Below are 21,682 nucleotides of genomic sequence, written 5' to 3'. Positions count from 1 at the left end.
GGGCGGATGACGGTTTATCATAGGTGCTACAGATGTTTAAGAAAGTGAACACGGCCCTGCTGGGTCTGGCTCTGTCGTTGGGGATGACGACTGCCCAGGCTGAAGAAGCCAAGAAAGTCGATGTGCTGCTGATTGGCGGCGGCATCATGAGCGCCACCCTTGGCGTCTGGCTCAACGAGCTGGAGCCGGGAACCTCGATGGAAATGATCGAGCGCCTGGACGGTGTGGCCCTCGAGAGCTCCAACGGCTGGAACAACGCCGGTACCGGTCACTCTGCCTTGGCCGAACTGAACTACACCCCGGAAGACGACAAAGGTAACGTGTCGATTCCCAAGGCTGTTGAAATCAACGAAGCGTTCCAGGTCTCCCGTCAGTTCTGGGCCTGGCAGGTTCAGCAAGGCGTGCTGAAAAACCCGCGTTCGTTCATCAACACCACGCCGCACATGAGCTTCGTGTGGGGTGATGACAACATCAAATTCCTGAAGAAGCGCTACGAAGCGCTGCAAGCGAGCCCGCTGTTCGCCGGCATGCAGTACTCCGAAGATCCGGCTGTGATCAAGAAGTGGGTTCCGCTGATGATGGAAGGGCGTGATCCGAACCAGAAGATCGCGGCCACCTGGAGCCCGCTGGGTACCGACATGAACTTTGGCGAAATCACGCGCCAGTTCGTCGCTCACCTGCAAACCCTGCCGAAATTCGATTTGAAGCTGTCCAGCGAGGTGCAGGACATCACCCGTAACGAAGACGGCACCTGGCGCGTCAGCTCCAAGAACCTGAAAGACGGCAGCAAGTTCGCCACCGACGCCAAGTTCGTGTTCATCGGCGCGGGCGGCGGTGCTCTGCACCTGCTGCAGAAGTCCGGCATCGACGAAGCCAAGGAATACGCGGGCTTCCCGGTAGGCGGCTCGTTCCTGGTGACCGATAACCCGGCCATCGCCGAGCAACACCTGGCCAAGGCCTACGGCAAGGCTTCGGTGGGTGCACCGCCGATGTCGGTTCCGCACCTGGACACCCGTGTACTGGACGGCAAGCGCGTCATCCTCTTTGGCCCATTCGCCACTTTCAGCACCAAGTTCCTGAAAGAGGGTTCTTACCTCGATCTGCTGACGACCACTACTACCCACAACGTGTGGCCAATGACCAAGGTCGGTATCAAGGAATACCCGCTGGTGGAATACCTCGCCGGCCAACTGATGCTGTCGGATGAAGACCGCCTCAATGCCCTGAAGGAATACTTCCCGAACGCCAAGGCTGAAGACTGGCGTCTGTGGCAAGCCGGCCAGCGCGTGCAGATCATCAAGCGTGATGAAGCCGCCGGTGGCGTGCTGAAACTGGGTACCGAGATCGTTGCTTCGGCTGACGGTTCGATTGCCGGTCTGCTCGGCGCCTCGCCAGGTGCTTCGACTGCTGCACCGATCATGCTGTCGGTCATCGAGAAAGTGTTCAAAGACAAGGTCGTAACCCCTGAGTGGCAGGAAAAGCTGCACAAGATCGTGCCAAGCTACGGCACTAAGCTGAACAACGACCCGGCCAAAGTGGCCGAGGAGTGGGCCTACACCGCCAAGGTCCTGCAACTGCCGACGCCTCCGGTGATCGGTCAGGCCGCCGCGCCGGCACCGGCCGCTGCGCCAACTGAAGCGCCAAAGGCTGAAGCTGCACGCGACATGGCTCTGTAACCACAGACCTGCTGTAAAAGCCCACTGAACCGGCAACGGTCAGTGGGTTTTTTTTAGCCCCTCTGTAGGAGCGAGCTTGTCTCCTACAGAAGGGGGGAGGGCTCGGGTTATTGGTGTCAAAAAATCGACAGTCAAGAGTCCTGATTTTTATTCATGGCTAATGTGTTTCAAGATGTAAAAAAATACATAAATCAAAATGCCTTCCATATCAAGGTTTAAGCGTATATCCCGGCAACTGTTCACGTTGCCCTCGATCGCGCCATCGCGTTGCGATTTTCAATAAAAGTCCTTTTCAGTCAGTATGTTGAAGAAGTTTTTCGCTGCGTTTTTGAAGAGTCACCCGCTTTTATCCCCCCTCGATCCCATCTGCGCCACCCACCCGTCCACTCTTGCAAACGAAAGCCTTTCTTTCTTAACTGTTACCTAATGTAAAAAAATAATTTCATCGACGATGTCTTTTAAATCAAGGTTTTAGGACGGCCAAGTGCTGCCGGATGTTTCTCTGACCTGGGCAAGATGACTCTCAAGGGATGACCGATAAATGAAAGAGAAGCTGACAGCACTGGTTCGAAAATTCGTCTCGCCTTCAATGCGCTATGAGCTGCGAAGTGCCGCCAACCGGTTGCGCGGTCTGCTGGAGCGTGCCTGTTTATGGCGCTGGGAAATTGCCCGGTTTCGGCTGCAGCACGAAAGTCCTTACGAGGTTCTCTACGTGGGCCGCAAAAACCGGCGGGACATGGCCAAGTTGCTGATCGGTGGCAAGTCCCTGATCGACAGCGAGGTGCAGCAGGAGGAAGTCCGACCCGCGGCCTCGAATCATGTGGTGGTCATCAGCGAAGTACCGACCACGGGCGCCTTGAACGTGCCTGTTTACTTGAGTGCCGTCGTGCCCCTGGGGCGCTCCCTGGAAGACATCACCGCCCGCTACGACAGCGAATTGCGGCGCAGCATCCGCAAGAACCGGCCGTTGTACCAGATGCGTCAGGCGTTGTCGGACGAAGACATCGAAATGGCCGACCGCGAGCTTTTGCGCCCTTATGCTGCGGCTCGACAAGGCACGCATGCGGCGCAATTTGCCACGCAAGAGGTGTTCAGGATCGCGAGGTCCGTCGGCAGGCTCGACCTGATCACCCTCAACGGCGAAGTCGTGGCTTGTCACCTTGGCTGCGTCATCACTCGGGGTGGCAAGCGCTATTGGAGCACGCTGCGTTTCGGTTATACGCAGGCCGTGTTCTGCGACGCCAAGAAGCTGCGGGAGGTGAATTCGATCACCACCTACATGGCACTCGAATGGGCCATCGAGAACGGTTTCGACTACTACGACATCGGGCTGTGCGTGGCGCGGCCGGATGATGGCTTGTTGAAGTGGAAAAGACGCCGTGGCGGTGACGTTGACTCCCTGGGCAACGATTCATTCCTGTTTGTTCGTCTGCCCAAGACCGGCACCGCGCGCTTCCTCTGGGATACGCCATTGTTTGCGTTCGAAGGCAAGCAGCTGACCCTGCATCTTGGCTTGCCGGATGGCCCTAGCGATGAGGAAGCGGCACGTCGTTACCATGAGATGGTTTTCGGCGGGCTCGACAAGATCTACCTGCACTGCGAGAAGAACAAGGGCGAGCAGTTCCTGGAGACCTTGCGCAACCGCTATGCCAATGCGCAAGTCACTCCGGTTTTACAGAAGGTGGCCTCGAGTTGAACCAGGTCCAAGGTAAATCAGCGCAGTGCTTCAATGTCCTGCCGGGAGGACTTTCATGAAAGGAGATTTGACGCATTCGAGCACCTTGAGCGCCAGCCGCCGGAAAAAGTGGACCCTGGCCGCTTACCGATATATCGCCAGAAAACGCTTGGCGCACACAGCTGAAATCAACCTGAAAAACCTTGCAGTGAAAAGTTGGGAGATCGCCCCCAGCGAGGTGACCTGTTCGCCGCCGGCGTTCTTCCTGCCCGGCCAAATGGAGCGCGTGACGGGCTGGGAGGCCAAGCGCTTTTATCCCTACGAGCATCCGTCGCGCACCATGCAAGGGCTGGGTGATGTTGTTCAGGGGCCGACCCGTGGTTACCTGCTCAAGGATGTTTGGCTGATCGACGGCGTGCTTTACAAGGGCAAGGCCAGTCTGTGGCTGTCGAACAAACCGTCGCGGTTTCCGCACATCGTGGTCGAGCGTGAAATTCAGCGTGCCGCCGTCTATTGCACGCAAAACGGCAATAGCTGGTTTGGCACTTGGCTGATGGAAGATTGCCCGACCTACGCGTTGGCCGAGGAAGAGGGCATGCCGGTGACCACCGCGCCGTCTGCGCGGTTCCCGCTGTTCACTCAGGCGCCGGCGTACGAGGACTGGTTCGACATGCGGCCGACGCGCCTCCACACGGCGTTTTTCCGCGAACTGGTGCTGTTCGACGACCAAAGTCAGAACAGCAGCCGGAGCCTGCGCTATCGGGCCATGGGCGAAAAATTGCTGTCGCGCGTCAACGCTGCTGCGCACCCCGGCGTGTTCATCCTGCGCGGCGGCGCGGGCGATCTGCGGCTGTTGCGTAACGAACTGGAACTGGCGGATCACCTGCACAAGACTCGCGGCTTTCGCATTCTCGATCCACTTAAAAACGATGTCCCGACTATTGTTGCCACCTGCGCGGGTGCGCAAACCGTGATGGGTGTCGAAGGCAGCCAGTTGGTGCATGGCGTCAATGTACTGAAGCCGGGTGGGTCGGTGCTGACCTTGCAGCCCCCGAATCGCTTCGTCAGTTACTACAAATACCTGACGGATCGTGACCGGCAGAACTTCGGCTTTGTGGTGGGGCGCCCGGAAGGGGATGGGTTCACCATCGACATTGGCGAGGTGGAGCGCACGCTGGATTTGTTGCCTGCGTAGCGCGGAATGGGTCGCAAAAGCTGCATAAGATCGTGCCAAGCTACGGCACTCAGTTGAACCACGACCCGCCAGCACCAAAGCCTGGTGCTGCAAACGACATGGTTCTGTAACCACAGGCCTGTTGCAAAAAAGCCCACTGAACCGGCGACGGTCAGTGGGCTTTTTTGTGCGCGGTGCCCTTGCGCAGTCGCGAGCGCGCAGCACAGCGGTCAACCGCGTCCCATGGGAATGTGGTCGTCGGCCGTTTTAGCGCGATACCGTATTGGCGCCAGGGGTGCGCAGCGCCATCTTCATCAGCCAGTAATAAGTGAGCGCCGGTACCAGCAAGCCTACGAGCCACGCCAGGTCTACACCATCCAGTGCACGAGCCACCGGCCCCACGTACAACGTGGTGTTCATGAAGGGGACTTCCAGCGCGATCGCCAGCAGGAAGCTGCCGCAGGCGACACCATTGAACCGACCATAGACCCCGTCCGGATTAAAGATGTCCTCGATTCGGTACTGGCCTTTGCGCAGGCAGTAGTAGTCCACCAGGTTGATCGCCGTCCAGGGAATCAAAAAGTAGCTCATGAAGAAGATGAAGTTGAGAAAGAAGCTGACAAAGTCATCCTGACCGATGGTGCACAGCGCCGTGGCCAGCAAGGTGATCAGTAGCATGAACAGGCCGCGAACCCGAGGCGTCACCTTCAAGCGCGCGAATGGCTCGATCACGGTAATGGTCGACATGAATGCCCCATACAGGTTGAAGACGTTGATCGAAACCTGGCCGTACACAATGAACAGGAACAGCAGCAACGCCCCGCCTCCAAACAGCCCCGCCACGTGCCCACCGACATTACTGGAAAAATCCGCGATGCCGACACTGAGGATGGCCCCCAGTATCATCATCCAGGCACCCCCAATGACCGTGCCGGCGTAGCTGAACCAGAATACCTTGGCGGTAGAGGTGGCACTGGGCAGGTAGCGTGAGTAGTCAGCGACATAAGGTGCATAGGACAATTGCCAGGTCACCGCAATGCTCACCGCCACCAGGAATTTGGACAGGGAGAAGCCGACGGGCAACCATTGTTCGGCCGCGATGGGTAACTGCATGGCCAGCAGCGTCGCACCAATGAACACCACCAGCGACAACAGCGACAGCCACTTCTGCAATCGATGGATCAATCGATAGCCATACAATGCCACCACAAAGCACAGCGCACCGATCAGGTAGGTATTCGCCGTGGCGGACAGTGGGCTGACGGTTTCCAGCGCCTGGGCGGCCAGCAAGGTGTTGCTGACGAAGAAACCGAGATAGATCAGCATCACGAACAGCAGGGGCAGGACGGCCCCCAGCACGCCGAACTGCGCGCGGCTCTGGATCATTTGTGGAATGCCGAGTTTTGGACCCTGCGCAGAATGCGAGGCCATGAACACTGCTCCCAGCAGAGAGCCGATGACAATGGCCAGCGCACTCCAGAACAGGTTGAGCCCCATCACGACCGGCAACACGCCAGACGCGATGGTGGTGATGTTCATGTTGGCGCCGAACCAAATGAAGAACAGCGAGCCTGGCTGGCCATGACGTTCGGTCTCGGGAATGAAGTCGATGCTTCTTTTTTCGACGTGCATGGCGATCACTCCTGGGGCCGGGTGAGGTGGGAATGCAAACGGGCAATGGTGGCTTCGAATTCGTGCGGTTGATGGGCAAAACCATCCGGATGCTCCGGGATCAGGCTGACATGATCGCGACCTTCCATGGCCCGCCGGCATTGCTCGCTGGTGAGGATTTCCAGCGCATAAATCCAGTTGGCCATGATCAACAGGGCCGCATGATGTCCCGCCAGGGTGGTCGTGGTGCAGGCGTCGCTGACCAGGCGAACCCGGTAGCCCAGCGCGAAGGCATCGAACACGCTGGCAAGCACACAAACGTCGGTCAGTACGCCGCAGATGATCAGCGTCTCGATACCCGACGCCTTTAACCGGGCGTCCAGGTCGGTGCGGTGGAAGGCGCTATAACGACCTTTGTCCAGCACACATTCACCGGAATGCGGTGTCAACTGCGGGAGAATTTCCACCTGACGGGTGCCGGCGCGATAGCTGCTGGGGCCACCGTCGGCCGCGCGGGGTTCGCCGCGTGGCAAATCGCTACCTTCGGCCGAATTGATGTGGCGGGTATAGATGACAGGTATCTGCTGACGACGAGCCGCGTCGAGCAGTGTCGAGGTATTGGTGATTACAGCGTCGAAGTTTTCGAGGACGAAGCTGTCCTCCTGCTGCATGTCGATGATCAACAGCGCATTTTTATTATTCATTGGTAAACCTGAGCTCGAGTCGAAGCACAATGCACCACACATGCGCCCTGGAGCGTGACGTGAGGGGCGTGGATTGCTGTTCGGGAGCTCAGTTGACTATTTGCCAGAATCCGTTCTGCTTGGCGCAGACACAGGCGCGCAGACGTTTGAAGTGCAGATGCGAAGCGGTCCATTCGCCGCGCAGATAAGCCTGCTCGGCGCCGCAGGGCAGGGTAATGGATGGGAGACGATCTTCTAGCATCACAATCGACCCTGCATTTGCGTCAGTCCCCGTAATGGGCATCCGGGGACGTTGGTGGACTCAGCGAAACGCCGGAACCACGTGTTTGATGAACAGCTCCAGGGATTTTTTCTTCTCCGCGTGGGGCAAGCTGTTATCGCACCAGAAGCTGAACTCGTCGACCCCCAGTTCCTGGTAATACTTGATGCGCGGAATGATCTCTTCCGGGGTGCCGATCATGGCGGTCTTGTGCAGGCTGTCCAGTTCGAACTCGGGACGACCGGCAAATTTTTCTTCCGGGCTTGGTTCCAGGAAACCGTTGACCGGCGTTTGCTTGTTGCCGAACCAGGCATCGAATGTCCGATAGAACTTCGAAATTGCCCTGGCGCCGACTTTCCAGCCTTCCGGGTTGTCAGCGGTGTGCACGTGGGTGTGACGCAGCACCATCAGTTGCGGACGTGGCACGCCCGGGTTGTTGTCGAGCGCGGTCTGGAACTTGTTCTTCAGGTCGAGGACTTCTTCGTCGCCCTTCATCAGCGGGGTGACCATGACGTTGCAACCATTGGCCACGGCGAAGTTGTGCGAGTCCGGGTCACGGGCGGCGATCCACATCGGCGGGTTAGGCTGCTGGATGGGCTTGGGCACGCTGGTGGAGGTCGGAAACTTCCAGATGTCGCCGTCGTGGGCGTAGTCGCCTTGCCACAGCGCACGGACCACCGGAACCATTTCGCGCAGGGCCTGGCCACCGCTTGAGGCGGGCATGCCACCGGCCATGCGGTCGAATTCTACCTGGTAGGCGCCGCGCGCCAGGCCGACTTCCATGCGGCCATTGCTGATCACGTCGAGCAGGGCGCATTCCCCGGCCACTCGCAGAGGGTGCCAGAACGGCGCGATGATGGTCCCGGCGCCGAGGTGAATGGTGGTGGTTTTGGCGGCCAGGTAAGCCAGCAGCGGCATCGGGCTTGGCGAGATGGTGTATTCCATGGCGTGGTGTTCGCCAATCCACACGGTGCTGAAACCGCCGGCTTCGGCCATCAGGGTCAGTTCGGTCAGGTCCTCGAACAGCTGGCGGTGGCTGACGCTTTCGTCCCAACGTTCCATGTGTACGAACAGGGAAAATTTCATGACGCTACCTCGAATCTCTTGTGGTCGACCCGTCGACTGCGGGGCTGTCGGTTATTGGTATACCATAATACCAAGTGACTGCAAATTGTTTAGATGCTTAACCTTGTTTTCCTGTAGGAGCGAGCATGCTCGCGATGGTGGAACAGGCACCGCGGGCATCCAGACAGCCAGCGTTATCGTTGACGACCATCGCGAGCGTGCTCGCTCCTACAGGGAATGGGGGAGTCAAGCGAGAACGGGCAATGCCCCCATCTTGCCGTGGCAATACACCAAAGGGCCGTTGTTGTGCTGCGGCACGATCAGGTTTTTCACCGCGCCAACCATGATGGCGTGGTCGCCCCCTTCATATTCGCGCCACAACTCGCATTCGATGACCGCCGTGGCATTGGCCAGGATCGGATTGCCCAGTTCGCTCAACGTCCATTCGATGCCTTGCGCCTTGTCCTTGCCTTTACGCGCGAAGGCATAGGCTTCGCTTTGCTGGCCGCCAGACAGGACGTGGATGGCGAAGCGTTTGTTCTTGATCAGGACAGGATAGGAGTCGGAGCTGTAGTTGGGGCAGAACAGCACCAGGGCCGGATCCATGGACAGCGAGCTGAACGCGCTGGCGGTCAGACCGACGATTTGCCCATCGTCATCGAGCGTGGTGATCACGGTAACCCCGGACGGAAACGAACCCATCACTTGTTTGTAGATGGCGGCATCGATCATGGGACGGTCCTCTGGCGGTGAAACGGTTTTTATGAATTTATAGGTATGATGGTATACCGTAATACATCGTTTGCAAGTGCTTTTTCAGTCATGCCGATAAACGCATGTTTTTGCTGTTCCATCTAATGATTACGGGGTTTTTTCAAGATTTGACGTGCAGGTCATTCGTCAGGAAAGCGGATCAGACCGCTTTTTAAAGGCCGGATCAGTCTTGTCAAAAGTCTGGAATACCATAATATGACTCGCATCTGAGGGGGGCCATGGAGCACCCCCGGTTTGGCTTCGTACAACTATAAGATCAGACAAACTCGAGTTCATGCACATGTCCCAGATGTCCCGGCAAGACCCCCTGATCGAGAATCACACGGTCGATTACGTCCCACTCGCGGAACGCCACGGGAAGGCCCGCGACCTGTTCACCTTATGGTTCAGTACCAACATTGCGCCACTGCCCATTGTCACCGGTGCCATGGTTGTACAAGTGTTCCATCTCGACCTGTTCTGGGGCCTGCTGGCGATTGCCCTCGGGCATATGATCGGCGGCCTGGTGATTGCACTCGCCTCGGCGCAGGGGCCGCGCATGGGCATCCCGCAGATGGTGCAGAGCCGTGGCCAATTCGGCCGTTACGGCGCGCTGCTGATCGTGTTCTTCGCGGCGATCATCTACGTCGGTTTCTTCATCTCCAACATCGTGCTGGCCGGCAAGTCGATCGTCGGCATTGCGCCGTCGGTCCCGGTGCCGGTAAGCATCCTGATCGGCGCACTGAGCGCCACGGCCATTGGCGTGATCGGCTACAACTTCATCCATACACTCAACCGCATCGGCACCTGGGTGATGGGCAGCGCGTTGCTCGCCGGCTTTATCTACATCTTTGCCCATGACCTGCCGGCGGACTTCTTCACCCGTGGTGATTTCAACCTGTCCGGATGGTTGGCGACGGTGTCGTTGGGGATCATCTGGCAGATCAGCTTCTCTCCGTACGTGTCCGACTATTCGCGTTACCTGCCGGCGGACATCGGCATCAGCAAACCGTTTTTAGCCACTTATCTCGGGGCGACGCTGGGCACCATCCTGTCGTTCACCTTTGGCGCCGTGGCCGTGTTGGCAACGCCCGAAGGCACCGAGGCGATGGCGGCGGTCAAGCAATCCACCGGCTGGCTGGGGCCGATCCTGATGGTGTTGTTCCTGCTCAACATCATTAGCCACAACGCGCTGAATCTGTATGGTGCGGTGCTGTCGATCATCACTTCGATCCAGACCTTCGCCAGCCAATGGACCCCGAGCATCAAAGTGCGCGTGGTGCTATCGAGCGTAATCCTGGCAGGTTGCTGCCTGGTGGCGCTGGGGGCATCGGCAGACTTCATCTCCGAGTTCATCGGCCTGATTCTCGCGCTGTTACTGGTGCTGGTGCCGTGGGCTTCGATCAACCTGATCGACTTCTACCTGATCAAACGCGGCAGCTACGACATCGCCTCGATCTTCAGTGCCGACGGCGGCATCTACGGGCGCTTCAACCTGCACGCGATCATCGCCTACTTCATCGGCATCATCGTCCAGCTGCCGTTCGCCAACACCTCGCTGTACGTTGGGCCCTACGCCAACCTGGTGGAGGGTGCGGACTTGTCCTGGCTGGTCGGCCTGATCGTGACCTGCCCGCTGTATTATTGCCTGGCGACACGCGGGAACGCACAGCAGCAAAGTACTGCGGCGCGTCTGGGTTACACCGACTGACCGCTGTCATTCAACTCGCCAGCGGGGCACAGCCAGCACCTACAGGTTCTGGGTCTGGCTGTCCTTGCGGGTGAGGATCAGGCTCAATACCACCGACCCCAGAATCACCACGCCCACCACTGCCAGCGACCATTCCACGGGCATGTGGAACCACGGCATGATCGTCATCTTGCCGCCAATGAACACCAGCACCAGCGCCAGCCCATACTTGAGCAGATGAAAGCGGTCGGCCATGTCGGCGAGCAGGAAGTACAGCGCGCGCAGGCCCATGATCGCGAAGATGTTCGAGGTGAAAATGATGAAAGGATCGGTGGTGACGGCGAAGATCGCCGGGATGCTGTCGACCGCGAACATCAGGTCGCTGGCCTCGATCAGCACCAGCACCAGGAACATCGGCGTGGCCCAGCGCACACCGTTGCGCACCACGAAAAAGCGCTCGCCGTGAAAACTCTGAGTGATGCGCATATGACCGCGTATCCAGCGCAGCAGCGGGTTGTTGTCCAGGTCCGGTCGCTTGTCGGCGAACACCAGCATCTTGATCCCGGTGATGATCAGGAACACGCCGAACACATACAGGATCCAGGTGAACTGCGAGACCAGCCAGACGCCGGCGAAAATCATCGCCGCACGCATCACGATTGCCCCGAGCACGCCGTAGAGCAGAACGCGGCGCTGCAGTTCCGGCGGTACGGCGAAGTAGCTGAAGATCATCACGAATACGAACATGTTGTCGATCGACAGCGATTGCTCGATCAGATAACCGGTGAGGAACTCGAGGGTCTTGTCGCGGGCCACATCGGCACCGAACTCACCGTGCAGATACCACCAGAGCAGGGCGGCGAACGCTAATGCCAACAAGCACCAGGCAACCACCCAGGACGCGGCTTCGCGAACCGACACCCGATGGGCCTTGCGCCCACCGAAGACAAACAGATCCAGGGCCAGCATTGCCAGCACGAAGACGATGAAGGCGCCCCACATCCAGGGTTCGCCGATATTGATGTGCGTGGCTGGCATGGCGTTCTCCCTGTCTGTGAGTAGTCGGGGTCATGCTAGCGAAGGGATTGCAGGAGAGAAAAATCGTTTATTTCGTCGTGATGGTTCGGTTTTTTCGAAGTATCACCGTTCCCCCCTCCCACAAAATGCACCATGTTCCCTGTAGGAGCGAGCATGTCGAGGCGTCGAACCGTCGCGATGGGCGTCAACGGTGACGCGGGCTTTCTGGATGCCTGCGGTGTCTGGACCACCATCGCGAGCATGCTCGCTCCTACAGGGGGGAGGGGGGATATCGAAGTCAAAAAAAGACCGCCACAACCCGACGTTGTGGCGGCCCGAGGGTGATGCCAGGGATCAGTGTGCGCCAGCGGCCTTGTTCAGGTCGCTTTCCGCCCACTCGGTGTACACGCAGGCATCGGCGGTGGCCCAGCGGACGCGCACCGGATCACCGGCCTTGAGCGGCATGCCTGCGGCCGAAAGTGCCTTGACCGTCATCGAGGTGCCGCCCAGGGTTTTTACGGTGCAGGTCTGGCTCTCGCCCAGGAACAGCATTTCACCGACAATCGCCGACACCTCGTTCCAGCCCGCCGCCAGCGGTTCCTGCGCAGCCTGTTCGACACTCAGCGCCAGCGCTTTTTCCGGGCGGACCATCAGCAGCACATCCTGGTCGGTCTGCAGCCCGGCGGTCAGGCGGATCGACAGCGACTGGCCTTCGAACGAGGCCGCCGCGTTGCCTTGGGCCTTGAGCTTGAGGAAGTTCGAGTTGCCGAGGAACGACGCCACAAACGCGTTTGGCGGGTTCTGATACAGGTCATAACCACTGCCCAGGCCGACGATCTTGCCGTGGCTGAAGATGGCGATGCGCTGGGACAGGCGCATGGCTTCTTCCTGATCGTGGGTCACGTAGACGATGGTGATGCCCAGGCGCCGATGCAGTTGGCGCAGTTCGTCCTGCAAGTCTTCACGCAACTTTTTGTCCAGCGCACCCAGGGGTTCGTCCATCAGCAGGATGCGAGGTTCATAGACCAGCGCCCGGGCGATGGCGACCCGTTGCTGCTGGCCTCCGGACAATTGCGAAGGGCGGCGATGGGCGAATTGCTCCAGTTGCACCAGCTTGAGCATCGCATCCACCCGGCGCTCGCGCTCGGCGCTGTCGAGCTTGCGGATCGCCAGCGGAAACGCGATGTTGTCGCGTACCGACAGGTGCGGGAAGAGCGAGTAACGTTGGAACACCATGCCGATGTCGCGTTTGTGCGGCGGCACATTGACCAGGGATTTGCCCTCGACCAGGATCTCGCCGCTGGTGGGCGTTTCGAAGCCGGCGAGCATCGACAGGGTGGTACTTTTGCCCGAGCCGCTGGAGCCCAGGAACGTGAGGAATTCGCCGTCCTTGATGTCCAGGGCGATGTTGTCCACGGCGGCGAATTCGCCGTAGTACTTGTTCAGGTTGCGCAGGCTTACCAGGGGTTGGTCATTCTGCTGCGCGGCATCTTTGATCACTGCACTCATGTCGTACTCCTGGCGCTAGGCGCTGATTTCATTGCGCCGGCGAAGGGCGGCGGCGATCACCATGACCAATACCGAGAGGCCGATCAGCAGCGTCGAAGCGACGGCGATCACAGGCGTCAGGTCCTGGCGCAGGGTGGTCCACATTTTCACGGGAAGGGTCTGCAAGGTCGGGCTGGCCATCATCACGCTCAGCACCACTTCGTCCCACGAGACGAGGAAGGCGAAGAGGGCGCCGGCCACCATGCCGGGGCGGATCGCCGGGAATGTCACCTTGAACACCGCTTGCAGGCGCGAGGCACCGCAGATCACGGCGGCATCTTCAATCGACTGGTCAAACAGCTTCAGCGAGTTGATGATCGAGATGATCGTGAACGGCAGCGCCACGATCACATGGCTGACCACGAAAGCGAACATCGTCCCGGTGTAGCCCAGCTTGAGGAACAGCGCGTACACGGCCACGGCAATGATCACCAGTGGCACGATCATCGGCAGGGTGAACAGCCCGTAGAGCATTTCCCGCCCGGGGAAGCGTCCGCGCACCAAGGCAAACGCGGTCGGCAGGCCGAGCGCCACGGCGAAGAACGTGGTCAGCACGGCGACCTTGAGGCTGGCCATCGCCGCGTTCATCCAATCGGCATTGGAGAAAAACTGGCCGTACCATTTCAGCGTCCAGCCCGGCGGTGGAAACACCAGCCACTGGGAGGAACCGAACGACAGCAGCACGATGAACACGATAGGCAACAGCAGGAACAGCGCGATCAGGCCCGTGGTGAAATAAAGGCCCAGGCGCATGCGCCGGCTCATCGCATTGGGGGTCAGGAGCATGACGGCTTACCTCGCGTTGCTGGCGCCAACCGGGGATTCCGGCTGAAGCTTCAGGTAGAAGTAGAACAACACCAGCGTAATGGCGATCAGCAACGCGGCGCCGGCGCTGGCCAGGCCCCAGTTGAGGAACGATTGCACCTGCTGGATGATGAACTCGGGCAGCATCATGTTCTGCGCACCGCCCAGCAGCGCGGGGGTGACGTAGTAACCGAGCGACATCACGAACACCATCAGGCCACCGGAGAACAACCCCGGCCGGCACAGCGGCAGGAACACCCGGAAGAAGTTGGTCCATGGGCTGGCGCCACAGATGGAACCGGCCTGCAGGATCATCGGGTCGATGGCCTGCATGGTCGCCTGCAAGGGCAGCACGATGAACGGGATCATGATGTAGCTCATGCCGATCACCACGCCGGTGAGGTTATGCACCATCTCCAGCGGTTGATCGATGATGCCCATGGCCATCAGTGCCTTGTTGATCACCCCGGAGGCTTGCAGCAACACCAGCCAGGAGTAAGTGCGGGCCAGCAGGCTGGTCCACATCGACAGCAGCACGATGTTGAGGATCCAGCGACCCCAGCCGCGTGGCACCAGGGTGATTGCCCAGGCCAGCGGGAAACCCAGCAGCAGGCTGAACAAGGTCACCAGGCCCGCCACCGAAAAGGTGTTGATCAAGACCCGGGCATAGGCCGAGTTGGCGAACAACTGCTCGTAGTTGCCCAGGCCGGGCACCGGTTCGAGCACGCCGCGCAGCAACAGGCCAATCAGCGGAGCCAGGAAGAACAGACCGAGAAACAGCAGGGCCGGGATCAGGTTACTCGACCCGCGCCAGCGCTGGGCCAGGCTCGGGGCCTGATTGGCCAGCGCCGCTTTGCCGGATGCCGCCCCGAGGGCGCCAGTGGCGCCCCCGGTCGGCGTGGATGCCGTCATTTTCATTTGACCAGCCATTCGTTCCACCGTGTCGCGATGGCTTGACCGTTCTTGGCCCAGTACGCGAAATCGAGAGTGATTTGATCCTTGGCATAAGCAGTCGGCAGGTTAGGTGCCAGCACCGAATCCAGGCGCGCCACGCTGTCGACGTTGACCGGTGCATAAGCGGTCAGGTTGGAGAAGTCGGCTTGGCCTTTGGCGCTGCTCGCATTGGCCAGGAATTTCATGGCCGCTTCCTTGTTTTTCGAGCCTTTTGGCACAACCAGGATGTCGGCCATGACCAGGTTCTGTTTCCAGCTCACACCCACCGGGGCGCCGTCCTCCTGCAAGGCGTGGATGCGACCGTTCCAGAACTGGCCCATGCTTGCTTCACCGGAGGCCAGCAGCTGTTGCGATTGTGCGCCGCCGCCCCACCAGACGATGTCTTTCTTGATGGTGTCGAGTTTCTTGAAGGCGCGATCCAGGTCCAGCGGATAGAGCTTGTCGGCGGCTACGCCGTCAGCCAGCAACGCCAGTTCCAGCACACCAGGGCTTGGCCATTTGTAGAGGGCGCGTTTGCCGGGGTAGGTCTTGGTGTCGAACAGGGCGGACCAGTCCTGGGGCTTGCTGGCGCCGAGTTTGCCTTCGTTATAGCCGAGGACAAAGGAGAAGAAGAACGAGCCGACGCCGTGATCGGAGACGAAACGTGGGTCGATCTTGTCGCGCTGGATGACCGAAAAGTCGAGGGGTTCGAGCAGGCCTTCGGCCGCAGCGCGCAGGGCGAAGTCGGCTTCGACATCGACCACGTCCCATTGCACATTGCCGCTTTCGACCATGGCCTTGAGTTTGCCGTAGTCGGTCGGGCCATCCTGGACCACGGTGATGCCGGTGGCCTTGCTGAACGGGTCGGCCCAGGCCTGCTTTTGCGCATCCTGGGTGCTACCGCCCCAACTGACGAAGTTGACGCTTTCGGCAGCCATCGACGCCTGGCTGGTCACGCTCAGCAGTCCCGCAAAAAAAATCGCGGTTGCACGTTTGTTCAACACCATTTTTACGCCCTCATTGTTGTGTTTATGAGCGGGGCTTTCATGCCCGCCTATCGGGAGCAGTAGGTCCGAACGGTCACTGATGATCGGTCGGTCTATGGAATATCATATTATGGTATTCCAAACTTTGTGCAAGCATTTTGCCTTACCGGCCATCTGCTGAGCCTGTTTTTTTTCTTTGATCTGTATTGCCTTTCAAGCAGCCGATTCCATCCCTGTAGGAGCAAGCTCGCTCCTACAGGGGGCTTGGTGAATCATCCCGTGAAAGCAATACTCTCCACCACCTCCAGGTCATACCCGGTCAAGCCCGCATACTTCAGCGGTGGGCCCAGGTGCCGCAGTTTGCCGACGCCCAGGTTCTGCAGGATCTGCGCGCCTGTACCCACTTCAGAATAGATGCGTGACTGCGAACGGCTGAATTGGCGGGGCGGTTGGGTCAGTTGCGGCACGCGTTCGAGCAGCGCCTGGGACGATTCATGGTTGGCGAGCACCACCACCACGCCACGACCTTCTTCGGCCACGCGTTGCAGGGCAGCCCACAGCGTCCAGTTGCTCGGGCCGCTGTATTGCGCGCCCACCAGGTCGCGCAGCGGGTCGATGACATGAACCCGCACCAGGGTCGGTTCCTCGCGACGCAATTCGCCCATGACCATGGCCATGTGCACACCGCCTTCGATGCGGTCCTCATAAGTGATCAGGCGAAAGGTGCCGTGCACGGTCGGCAATTCACGCTCACCGATGCGCTCGACGGTGTGTTCGTTGCTCAGTCGATAGTGGATCAGGTCGGCGATGGTGCCGATCTTGATCCCATGCTTGCGTGCGAACACTTCAAGGTCGGGACGACGGGCCATGGTGCCGTCGTCGTTCATCACCTCGACGATCACCGAGGCGGGGGTAAACCCGGCCAGGCGTGCCAGGTCGCAGCCGGCTTCGGTGTGACCGGCGCGGGTCAGCACGCCGCCTTCACGGGCGCGCAAGGGGAAGATGTGGCCGGGCTGGACGATATCGGCGGCCGTTGCCCCCGCCGTTACCGCGGCGGCCACGGTTCGTGCCCGGTCAGCGGCCGAGATGCCGGTGGTGACGCCAACGGCGGCCTCAATGGACACGGTGAACGCGGTGCTGAACACGCTGCCGTTACTGGGCACCATCTGTTCCAGGCCGAGGCGCTGGCAGTGCTCGTCCGTCAGGGTCAGGCAAATCAGGCCACGTGCTTCGCGAGCCATGAAGCTGATGGCTTCGGCCGAGCAGCAGTCGGCGGCAAGGAGGAGGTCGCCTTCGTTCTCGCGATCCTCATCGTCCACCAGAAGCACCATCTTGCCCTGGCGGTAGTCTTCGATGATTTCTTCGATGCTGTTGAACGCCATGATGTAACTCTCGATGTGGGGTGGAGATATTTGTGGTATACCATAATACAAAATCAACACAGAGGTCACTATGAAGGCGTACTGGATAGCCCACGTGGATGTCACTGATCCCGATCAATACAGTCAATATACCCAGCGGGCGCCGGCGGCCTTCGCGTTGTACGGTGGTCGGCTGCTGGCCCGGGGCGGACGCAGCCAGGCGATGGAAGGTCGGGTGACGCCGCAGCGTAGCGTGGTGATCGAGTTTGAAACGTACGAGCAGGCGCTGGCTTGCTACAACTCTGATGAATACCAGGAAGCCAAACGGCACCGTGAAGGTGTGGCGCGGGCTGAGGTGATTATTGTTGAGGGGGTTGCGCCGGTGTAACCATCCCTCTGTAGGAGCGAATTTATTCGCGATGGAGGTCAACGATGACGCGGGAAGCCTGACACCCTGCGGCGACCCAGAAACCATCGCGAGCATGCTCGCTCCTACAGGAGAGGTGGAGTGTGCTTAGCGGATAAAGTGAATCTTCCCGCTATCGTCATTGCCGATGTAGATGCCATACACCCCGGCCTGGCGTTCTTCGATATAGCGTTCGAGAATCTGGCGGATAGCGGGGTAGTAGATGCTGTCCCAGGGAATGTCCTCGGGCGCGAAGAATTTGTAGTCGAGGGTTTCCGGGCCGAACTGTCCGGTGATCTCCAGCGCGACGGCGCGGTAGATGATGTACACCTCGCTGATCTTCGGCACGCTGAAGATCGAGTACGGCGAGTGGATTTCGGCACGCACGCCGCTTTCCTCCCAGACCTCGCGCAGCGCCGCTTGCTCGGTGGTTTCGCCGCCTTCCATGAAACCGGCCGGCAGCGTCCAGGTGCCGGGGCGTGGGGGGATGGCGCGCTGGCACAACAGATACTTGCCGTCCTGCTCGATGATGCAGCCGGCAATGATCTTCGGGTTGACGTAATGGATGTAACCGCATCCACAGCACATCAGGCGCTCGTGCGTATCACCCGGCGGCAGCTGCGACTTGAGGTCGTTGCCACCGCACCTTGGGCAAAAGCTCGGGCTGAACATGATCAGCGACCTATGCGCGGTTCTTTCAGCGCGATGGGCAGGGTGATCTCAGGCGTGGGCCCGGTCTCTTCCTGCTTGCGCTTGAGGTATTCCAGCGCCACTGTGGCTGCGGCGCGCACGTGGTCGACACAGGCCTGGTGCGCCACCACCGGATCGCCGGTCTTGATCGCCTCCACCATGCGTTCCATTTCCTGGTTGCTGGCGCCACGACGGTTTTCCTGAGACACCGAGGTCGCACGCAGGTAGCTGATGCGCGCCTGCAACTGGCGCAACTGGGTGGCCGCCACATGGTTGCCCGAACCTTCGAGCAGCACGTCGTAGAAACCCTGTACCGAATCGATCACCTGTTGCAGTTCGCCTTCCTTGAGGGCCTTGCGGTTTTCCTCCAGGGCTTTTTCCAGGGCCTTGATGTCCTTGGCCTTGGCGCGCAGGGTGAACAACTGAACGATGAGGCCTTCGAGCACGCAACGCAGTTCGTAAATGTCGACGGCATCGTCCAGGGTGATGATCGCCACGCGTGGCCCCTTGGCGTCGGCGAACTCCACCAGGCCTTCGGATTCGAGGTGGCGCAAGGCTTCGCGAACGGAGGTGCGGCTGACACCGAGGCGGTCGCACAGATCACGCTCGACCAGACGGTCTCCCGGCATGAGCTGGAAGTTCATGATGGCGCTTCGCAGTTTATCCAGCACGATTTCGCGCAGGGTAACGGGGTTGCGATTGACCTTGAAGCTGTCGTCGAGTGGCAGGCGTTTCATGGGGTCCGCTCTGAGTGTGGCTGTCCATGCAAAAAGAGCACTTGGACCCGAAGATCATCGTGCTCAGTCAATCAAAACAGCCGAAGGTTAACTGGAGGCCTCGGCGTCGGCTTCGGCGAACGCTTCGCGGGCGAGCCGAAAGCTGTCCACCGCAGCGGGGACACCGCAATAAATACCGACCTGAAGCAGAATTTCGCGTATTTGTTCACGACTCAGCCCGTTACGCAAGGCGCCGCGTACATGCAGCTTGAGTTCGTGTGGCCGGTTGAGGGCCGAAATCATGGCCAAGTTTATCATGCTGCGCTCTTTAAGCGACAAACCCTCGCGACCCCAGACGTGGCCCCAGCAGTACTCGGTCACCATCTCCTGCAAGGGCCGGGTGAAGTCGTCGGCGTTCTCGATGGAGCGCTTGACGTAGGCTTCACCCAGCACCTGCGTGCGGATTTTCAGGCCCTGTTCATACTTTTCGTTGCTCATTAACGATTGCTCCCAAAGTCGTCGAGCCCACCCATCAGGGTGTATTTGATTTCCAGGTAATCCTCGATGCCGTATTTGGAGCCTTCGCGGCCCAGGCCCGAGGACTTGATGCCGCCAAATGGCGCGACTTCGGTAGAGATCAGCCCTTCGTTGATCCCGACCATGCCGTACTCCAGCGCTTCGCTCATGCGCCAGGCGCGGCCGAGGTCGCGGGTGTAGCAGTAGGCCGCCAGCCCGAACTCGGTGTCGTTCGCCAGATGGATCGCCTCGGCTTCGCTGTCGAAGCGGAATACGGCGGCCAGCGGGCCGAAGGTTTCTTCGCGGGCGACTTTCATCGCAGCGTTCACACCGGCCAGTACGGTGGGTTGGAAGAACCCGTGGCCGAGGGCGTGCCGTTCACCGCCGCAGAGCAGTTGCGCGCCGTGGGCGAGGGCGTCCTGCACGTGATCTTCGACCTTGGCCACCGCGCGCTCGTTGATCAATGGGCCCTGATTCACGCCGCTGTCGAAGCCGCTGCCGACGTTCAACTGCGCCACGCGTTCGGCCAACCGTGCGACGAAAGCATCATGGATGCCCGACTGCACCAGGAAGCGGTTGACGCAAACGCAGGTTTGCCCGGCGTTGCGGAACTTGGCGATCAAGGCGCCTTCCACCGCTCGCTCCAGATTGGCGTCGTCGAACACGATAAAGGGGGCGTTGCCGCCCAATTCCAGCGAGACCTTTTTCAGCGTCGGCGCGCATTGCGCCATCAGCAGCTTGCCGATGCCGGTGGAGCCGGTGAACGACAGTTTGCGCACAAGGGGGCTGGCCGTCAGTTCGCCGCCGATGGCGATGGCATCGCCGGTGATCACGTTGAAAATACCCGGCGGAATGCCAGCCTGTTCCGCCAGCGCGGCCATGGCCAGTGCCGAGAATGGTGTTTCCGGGGCGGGTTTGACGATGCACGGGCAGCCGGCGGCCAATGCCGGGCCGGCCTTGCGGGTGATCATCGCCGCCGGGAAGTTCCACGGCGTGATGGCCGCGACGACGCCGATCGGCTCCTTGCTCACAACGATGCGGGCATCGCCCTTGTGGCTCGGGATGGTGTCGCCGTAGATGCGCTTGGCTTCCTCGGCGAACCACTCGATGAAGCTGGCGGCGTAGAGGATTTCGCCCTTGGCTTCGGCCAGGGGTTTGCCTTGTTCGAGGGTGAGGATTTCGGCCAGGGCATCGGCATTGTCGATCATCAGCGCGTGCCAGCGCTTGAGGACCGTGCTGCGCTCCTTGGCGGTCAAGGCGCGCCAGGCCGGCCAGGCGTCGTTGGCCGCTTTGATGACCTGCTGCGCCTGGGATGCGCCCAGGTTTGGCACCTGGCCGATCAGCTCACCGGTGGCCGGGTTGAAGATGTCCTGGGTGGCGCCGTCGGGCGCATCCAGCCATTGGCCATTGAGGTAGGCCTGCTGGCGGAACAGTTGCAAGGCTGCTGGACTCATGCCGGCTCCTGAAAAAAGTGGGGAAAACACCGCATTCTGTAGGAGCGAGCATGCTCGCGATGGTCGTCAACGATAACGTTGGCATCCTGGCACCCCGCGGAGTTGCGGAGTTTCTTCGCGAGCATGCTCGCTCCTACAGGAGGGCAGGGATCTTGGATCAAGCCAGCGAGGGCAGCGGCCCCAGCTTGCCTTTGTGGTAGATCATCGGCGTCACAGGCTGTTCGGGCAGGATCAGGTTCTTTACCGCACCGACGATGATGGCGTGGTCGCCACCGTCGTATTCGCGCCACAGCTCGCACTCGATGATCGCCGTGGCCTTGCCCAGCAGCGGGTTGCCCAGGGCGCTCAGGTGCCACTCGATGTCCTTGGCCTTGTCCTTGCCTTTACTGGCAAAGGCATAGGCCTCGGCGGTCTGGTCGGCCGACAGCAGGTGAATCGCGAACTGCTTGCTGTCGCGCAGCACCGGGTAGGTGTCCGAAGCGTAGTTGGGGCAAAACAGGACCAGCGCGGGGTCGATCGACAGCGCGCTGAACGCGCTGGCGGTGATGCCGACGATGCCGCCGTCCGGGTCCAGGGTGGTGACCACCGTGACCCCGGAAGGGAAGGAACTCATGACGTCTTTGTAAATGCCGGGTTCGATCATG

The 21,682-nt window shown here is 60.0% G+C and carries 21 protein-coding genes; 5 read left to right on the top strand and 16 right to left on the bottom strand.

Translation table 11 applies throughout. The annotated features are described in order from the left end of the window. The first annotated feature begins 32 nt into the window (after window positions 1-32). The 3 genes from mqo to AB4O36_RS14580 all read left to right on the top strand — a co-directional run bounded on the left by mqo (window position 33) and on the right by AB4O36_RS14580 (window position 4,546). Window positions 33-1,676: a malate dehydrogenase (quinone) gene (gene mqo / locus AB4O36_RS14590; protein ID WP_460139540.1), complete on the top strand. Its 1,644-nt coding sequence runs from the start codon at window positions 33-35 to the stop codon at window positions 1,674-1,676. Window positions 1,677-2,217: 541 nt separating this feature from the next. After that, entirely contained in the window at window positions 2,218-3,372 is a 1,155-nt protein-coding gene (locus tag AB4O36_RS14585; protein WP_460139539.1) for a hypothetical protein, read from the top strand. Between the two features lie 55 nt (window positions 3,373-3,427). Further along, on the top strand, window positions 3,428-4,546 hold the full coding sequence (locus AB4O36_RS14580; RefSeq protein WP_460139538.1) for a glycosyltransferase 61 family protein: 1,119 nt from the start codon (window positions 3,428-3,430) through the stop codon (window positions 4,544-4,546). 246 nt (window positions 4,547-4,792) lie between these two features. Here AB4O36_RS14580 and AB4O36_RS14575 read toward each other — a convergent pair whose 3' ends face one another. From AB4O36_RS14575 to AB4O36_RS14555, 5 genes are all read right to left on the bottom strand, one after another. Continuing rightward, window positions 4,793-6,157, bottom strand: a complete 1,365-nt coding sequence (locus AB4O36_RS14575; protein ID WP_460139537.1) for a purine-cytosine permease family protein — start codon at window positions 6,155-6,157, stop codon at window positions 4,793-4,795. Between the two features lie 5 nt (window positions 6,158-6,162). Continuing rightward, the gene (locus AB4O36_RS14570; RefSeq protein WP_460139536.1) at window positions 6,163-6,840 is read right to left on the bottom strand and encodes a cysteine hydrolase family protein; all 678 of its coding nucleotides are present in this window, start codon (window positions 6,838-6,840) and stop codon (window positions 6,163-6,165) included. 88 nt (window positions 6,841-6,928) lie between these two features. Continuing rightward, window positions 6,929-7,081 (bottom strand): hypothetical protein, encoded by a 153-nt coding sequence (locus AB4O36_RS14565; protein ID WP_460126330.1) that lies wholly within the window; start codon window positions 7,079-7,081, stop codon window positions 6,929-6,931. A 60-nt stretch (window positions 7,082-7,141) separates the two neighbouring features. After that, the gene (locus tag AB4O36_RS14560) at window positions 7,142-8,185 is read right to left on the bottom strand and encodes an LLM class flavin-dependent oxidoreductase (protein ID WP_460139535.1); all 1,044 of its coding nucleotides are present in this window, start codon (window positions 8,183-8,185) and stop codon (window positions 7,142-7,144) included. Window positions 8,186-8,410: 225 nt separating this feature from the next. Continuing rightward, window positions 8,411-8,896, bottom strand: a complete 486-nt coding sequence (locus AB4O36_RS14555) for a flavin reductase family protein (RefSeq protein WP_460139534.1) — start codon at window positions 8,894-8,896, stop codon at window positions 8,411-8,413. 322 nt (window positions 8,897-9,218) lie between these two features. On the opposite strand from AB4O36_RS14555, the gene AB4O36_RS14550 reads away from it, so the two are divergent. Continuing rightward, window positions 9,219-10,628: a purine-cytosine permease family protein gene (locus AB4O36_RS14550; RefSeq protein WP_460139533.1), complete on the top strand. Its 1,410-nt coding sequence runs from the start codon at window positions 9,219-9,221 to the stop codon at window positions 10,626-10,628. A 39-nt stretch (window positions 10,629-10,667) separates the two neighbouring features. On the opposite strand, the gene AB4O36_RS14545 is transcribed toward AB4O36_RS14550, so the two are convergent. The 6 genes from AB4O36_RS14545 to ribBA form a co-directional block, all read right to left on the bottom strand. Beyond that, window positions 10,668-11,645: a TerC family protein gene (locus AB4O36_RS14545; protein ID WP_460139532.1), complete on the bottom strand. Its 978-nt coding sequence runs from the start codon at window positions 11,643-11,645 to the stop codon at window positions 10,668-10,670. Window positions 11,646-11,978: 333 nt separating this feature from the next. Continuing rightward, on the bottom strand, window positions 11,979-13,133 hold the full coding sequence (locus AB4O36_RS14540; RefSeq protein ID WP_460139531.1) for an ABC transporter ATP-binding protein: 1,155 nt from the start codon (window positions 13,131-13,133) through the stop codon (window positions 11,979-11,981). 15 nt (window positions 13,134-13,148) lie between these two features. Next, window positions 13,149-13,958 carry an ABC transporter permease gene (locus tag AB4O36_RS14535; RefSeq protein WP_460126324.1) on the bottom strand — a complete coding sequence of 270 codons (810 nt, stop codon included), beginning with the start codon at window positions 13,956-13,958 and terminating at the stop codon, window positions 13,149-13,151. A gap of 6 nt (window positions 13,959-13,964) precedes the next feature. Continuing rightward, the gene (locus AB4O36_RS14530) at window positions 13,965-14,894 is read right to left on the bottom strand and encodes an ABC transporter permease (protein WP_460139530.1); all 930 of its coding nucleotides are present in this window, start codon (window positions 14,892-14,894) and stop codon (window positions 13,965-13,967) included. Then, entirely contained in the window at window positions 14,891-15,916 is a 1,026-nt protein-coding gene (locus AB4O36_RS14525; protein ID WP_460142097.1) for an ABC transporter substrate-binding protein, read from the bottom strand. The genes AB4O36_RS14530 and AB4O36_RS14525 overlap by 4 nt, the downstream gene beginning before the upstream one ends. A 251-nt stretch (window positions 15,917-16,167) precedes the next feature. Beyond that, window positions 16,168-17,277 carry a bifunctional 3,4-dihydroxy-2-butanone-4-phosphate synthase/GTP cyclohydrolase II gene (gene ribBA / locus AB4O36_RS14520; RefSeq protein ID WP_460142096.1) on the bottom strand — a complete coding sequence of 370 codons (1,110 nt, stop codon included), beginning with the start codon at window positions 17,275-17,277 and terminating at the stop codon, window positions 16,168-16,170. A gap of 70 nt (window positions 17,278-17,347) precedes the next feature. Here ribBA and AB4O36_RS14515 point away from each other — a divergent pair, with 70 nt between their 5' ends. After that, on the top strand, window positions 17,348-17,644 hold the full coding sequence (locus AB4O36_RS14515) for a DUF1330 domain-containing protein (protein ID WP_460126320.1): 297 nt from the start codon (window positions 17,348-17,350) through the stop codon (window positions 17,642-17,644). Window positions 17,645-17,770: 126 nt separating this feature from the next. On the opposite strand, the gene AB4O36_RS14510 is transcribed toward AB4O36_RS14515, so the two are convergent. The 5 genes from AB4O36_RS14510 to AB4O36_RS14490 form a co-directional block, all read right to left on the bottom strand. Then, window positions 17,771-18,334, bottom strand: coding sequence for an NUDIX hydrolase (locus AB4O36_RS14510; RefSeq protein WP_460126319.1), 564 nt, complete (start codon window positions 18,332-18,334; stop codon window positions 17,771-17,773). Window positions 18,335-18,336: 2 nt separating this feature from the next. Then, window positions 18,337-19,089 carry a GntR family transcriptional regulator gene (locus AB4O36_RS14505; RefSeq protein ID WP_460126318.1) on the bottom strand — a complete coding sequence of 251 codons (753 nt, stop codon included), beginning with the start codon at window positions 19,087-19,089 and terminating at the stop codon, window positions 18,337-18,339. Window positions 19,090-19,176: 87 nt separating this feature from the next. After that, a complete protein-coding gene (locus tag AB4O36_RS14500; protein WP_427527800.1) occupies window positions 19,177-19,566 on the bottom strand; it encodes a carboxymuconolactone decarboxylase family protein in 390 nt (129 codons plus the stop codon). Beyond that, on the bottom strand, window positions 19,566-21,038 hold the full coding sequence (locus AB4O36_RS14495) for an NAD-dependent succinate-semialdehyde dehydrogenase (protein WP_460142095.1): 1,473 nt from the start codon (window positions 21,036-21,038) through the stop codon (window positions 19,566-19,568). The genes AB4O36_RS14500 and AB4O36_RS14495 overlap by 1 nt, the downstream gene beginning before the upstream one ends. Window positions 21,039-21,195: 157 nt before the next feature. Further along, window positions 21,196-21,681, bottom strand: coding sequence for a flavin reductase family protein (locus AB4O36_RS14490; protein ID WP_460142094.1), 486 nt, complete (start codon window positions 21,679-21,681; stop codon window positions 21,196-21,198). Window position 21,682: the final 1 nt, after the last annotated feature.

Source organism: Pseudomonas sp. S2_E01, from assembly GCF_054668365.1.
Note: the sequence above shows the minus strand (reverse complement) of the source record. Positions and strands in the feature narration are given on the sequence as shown.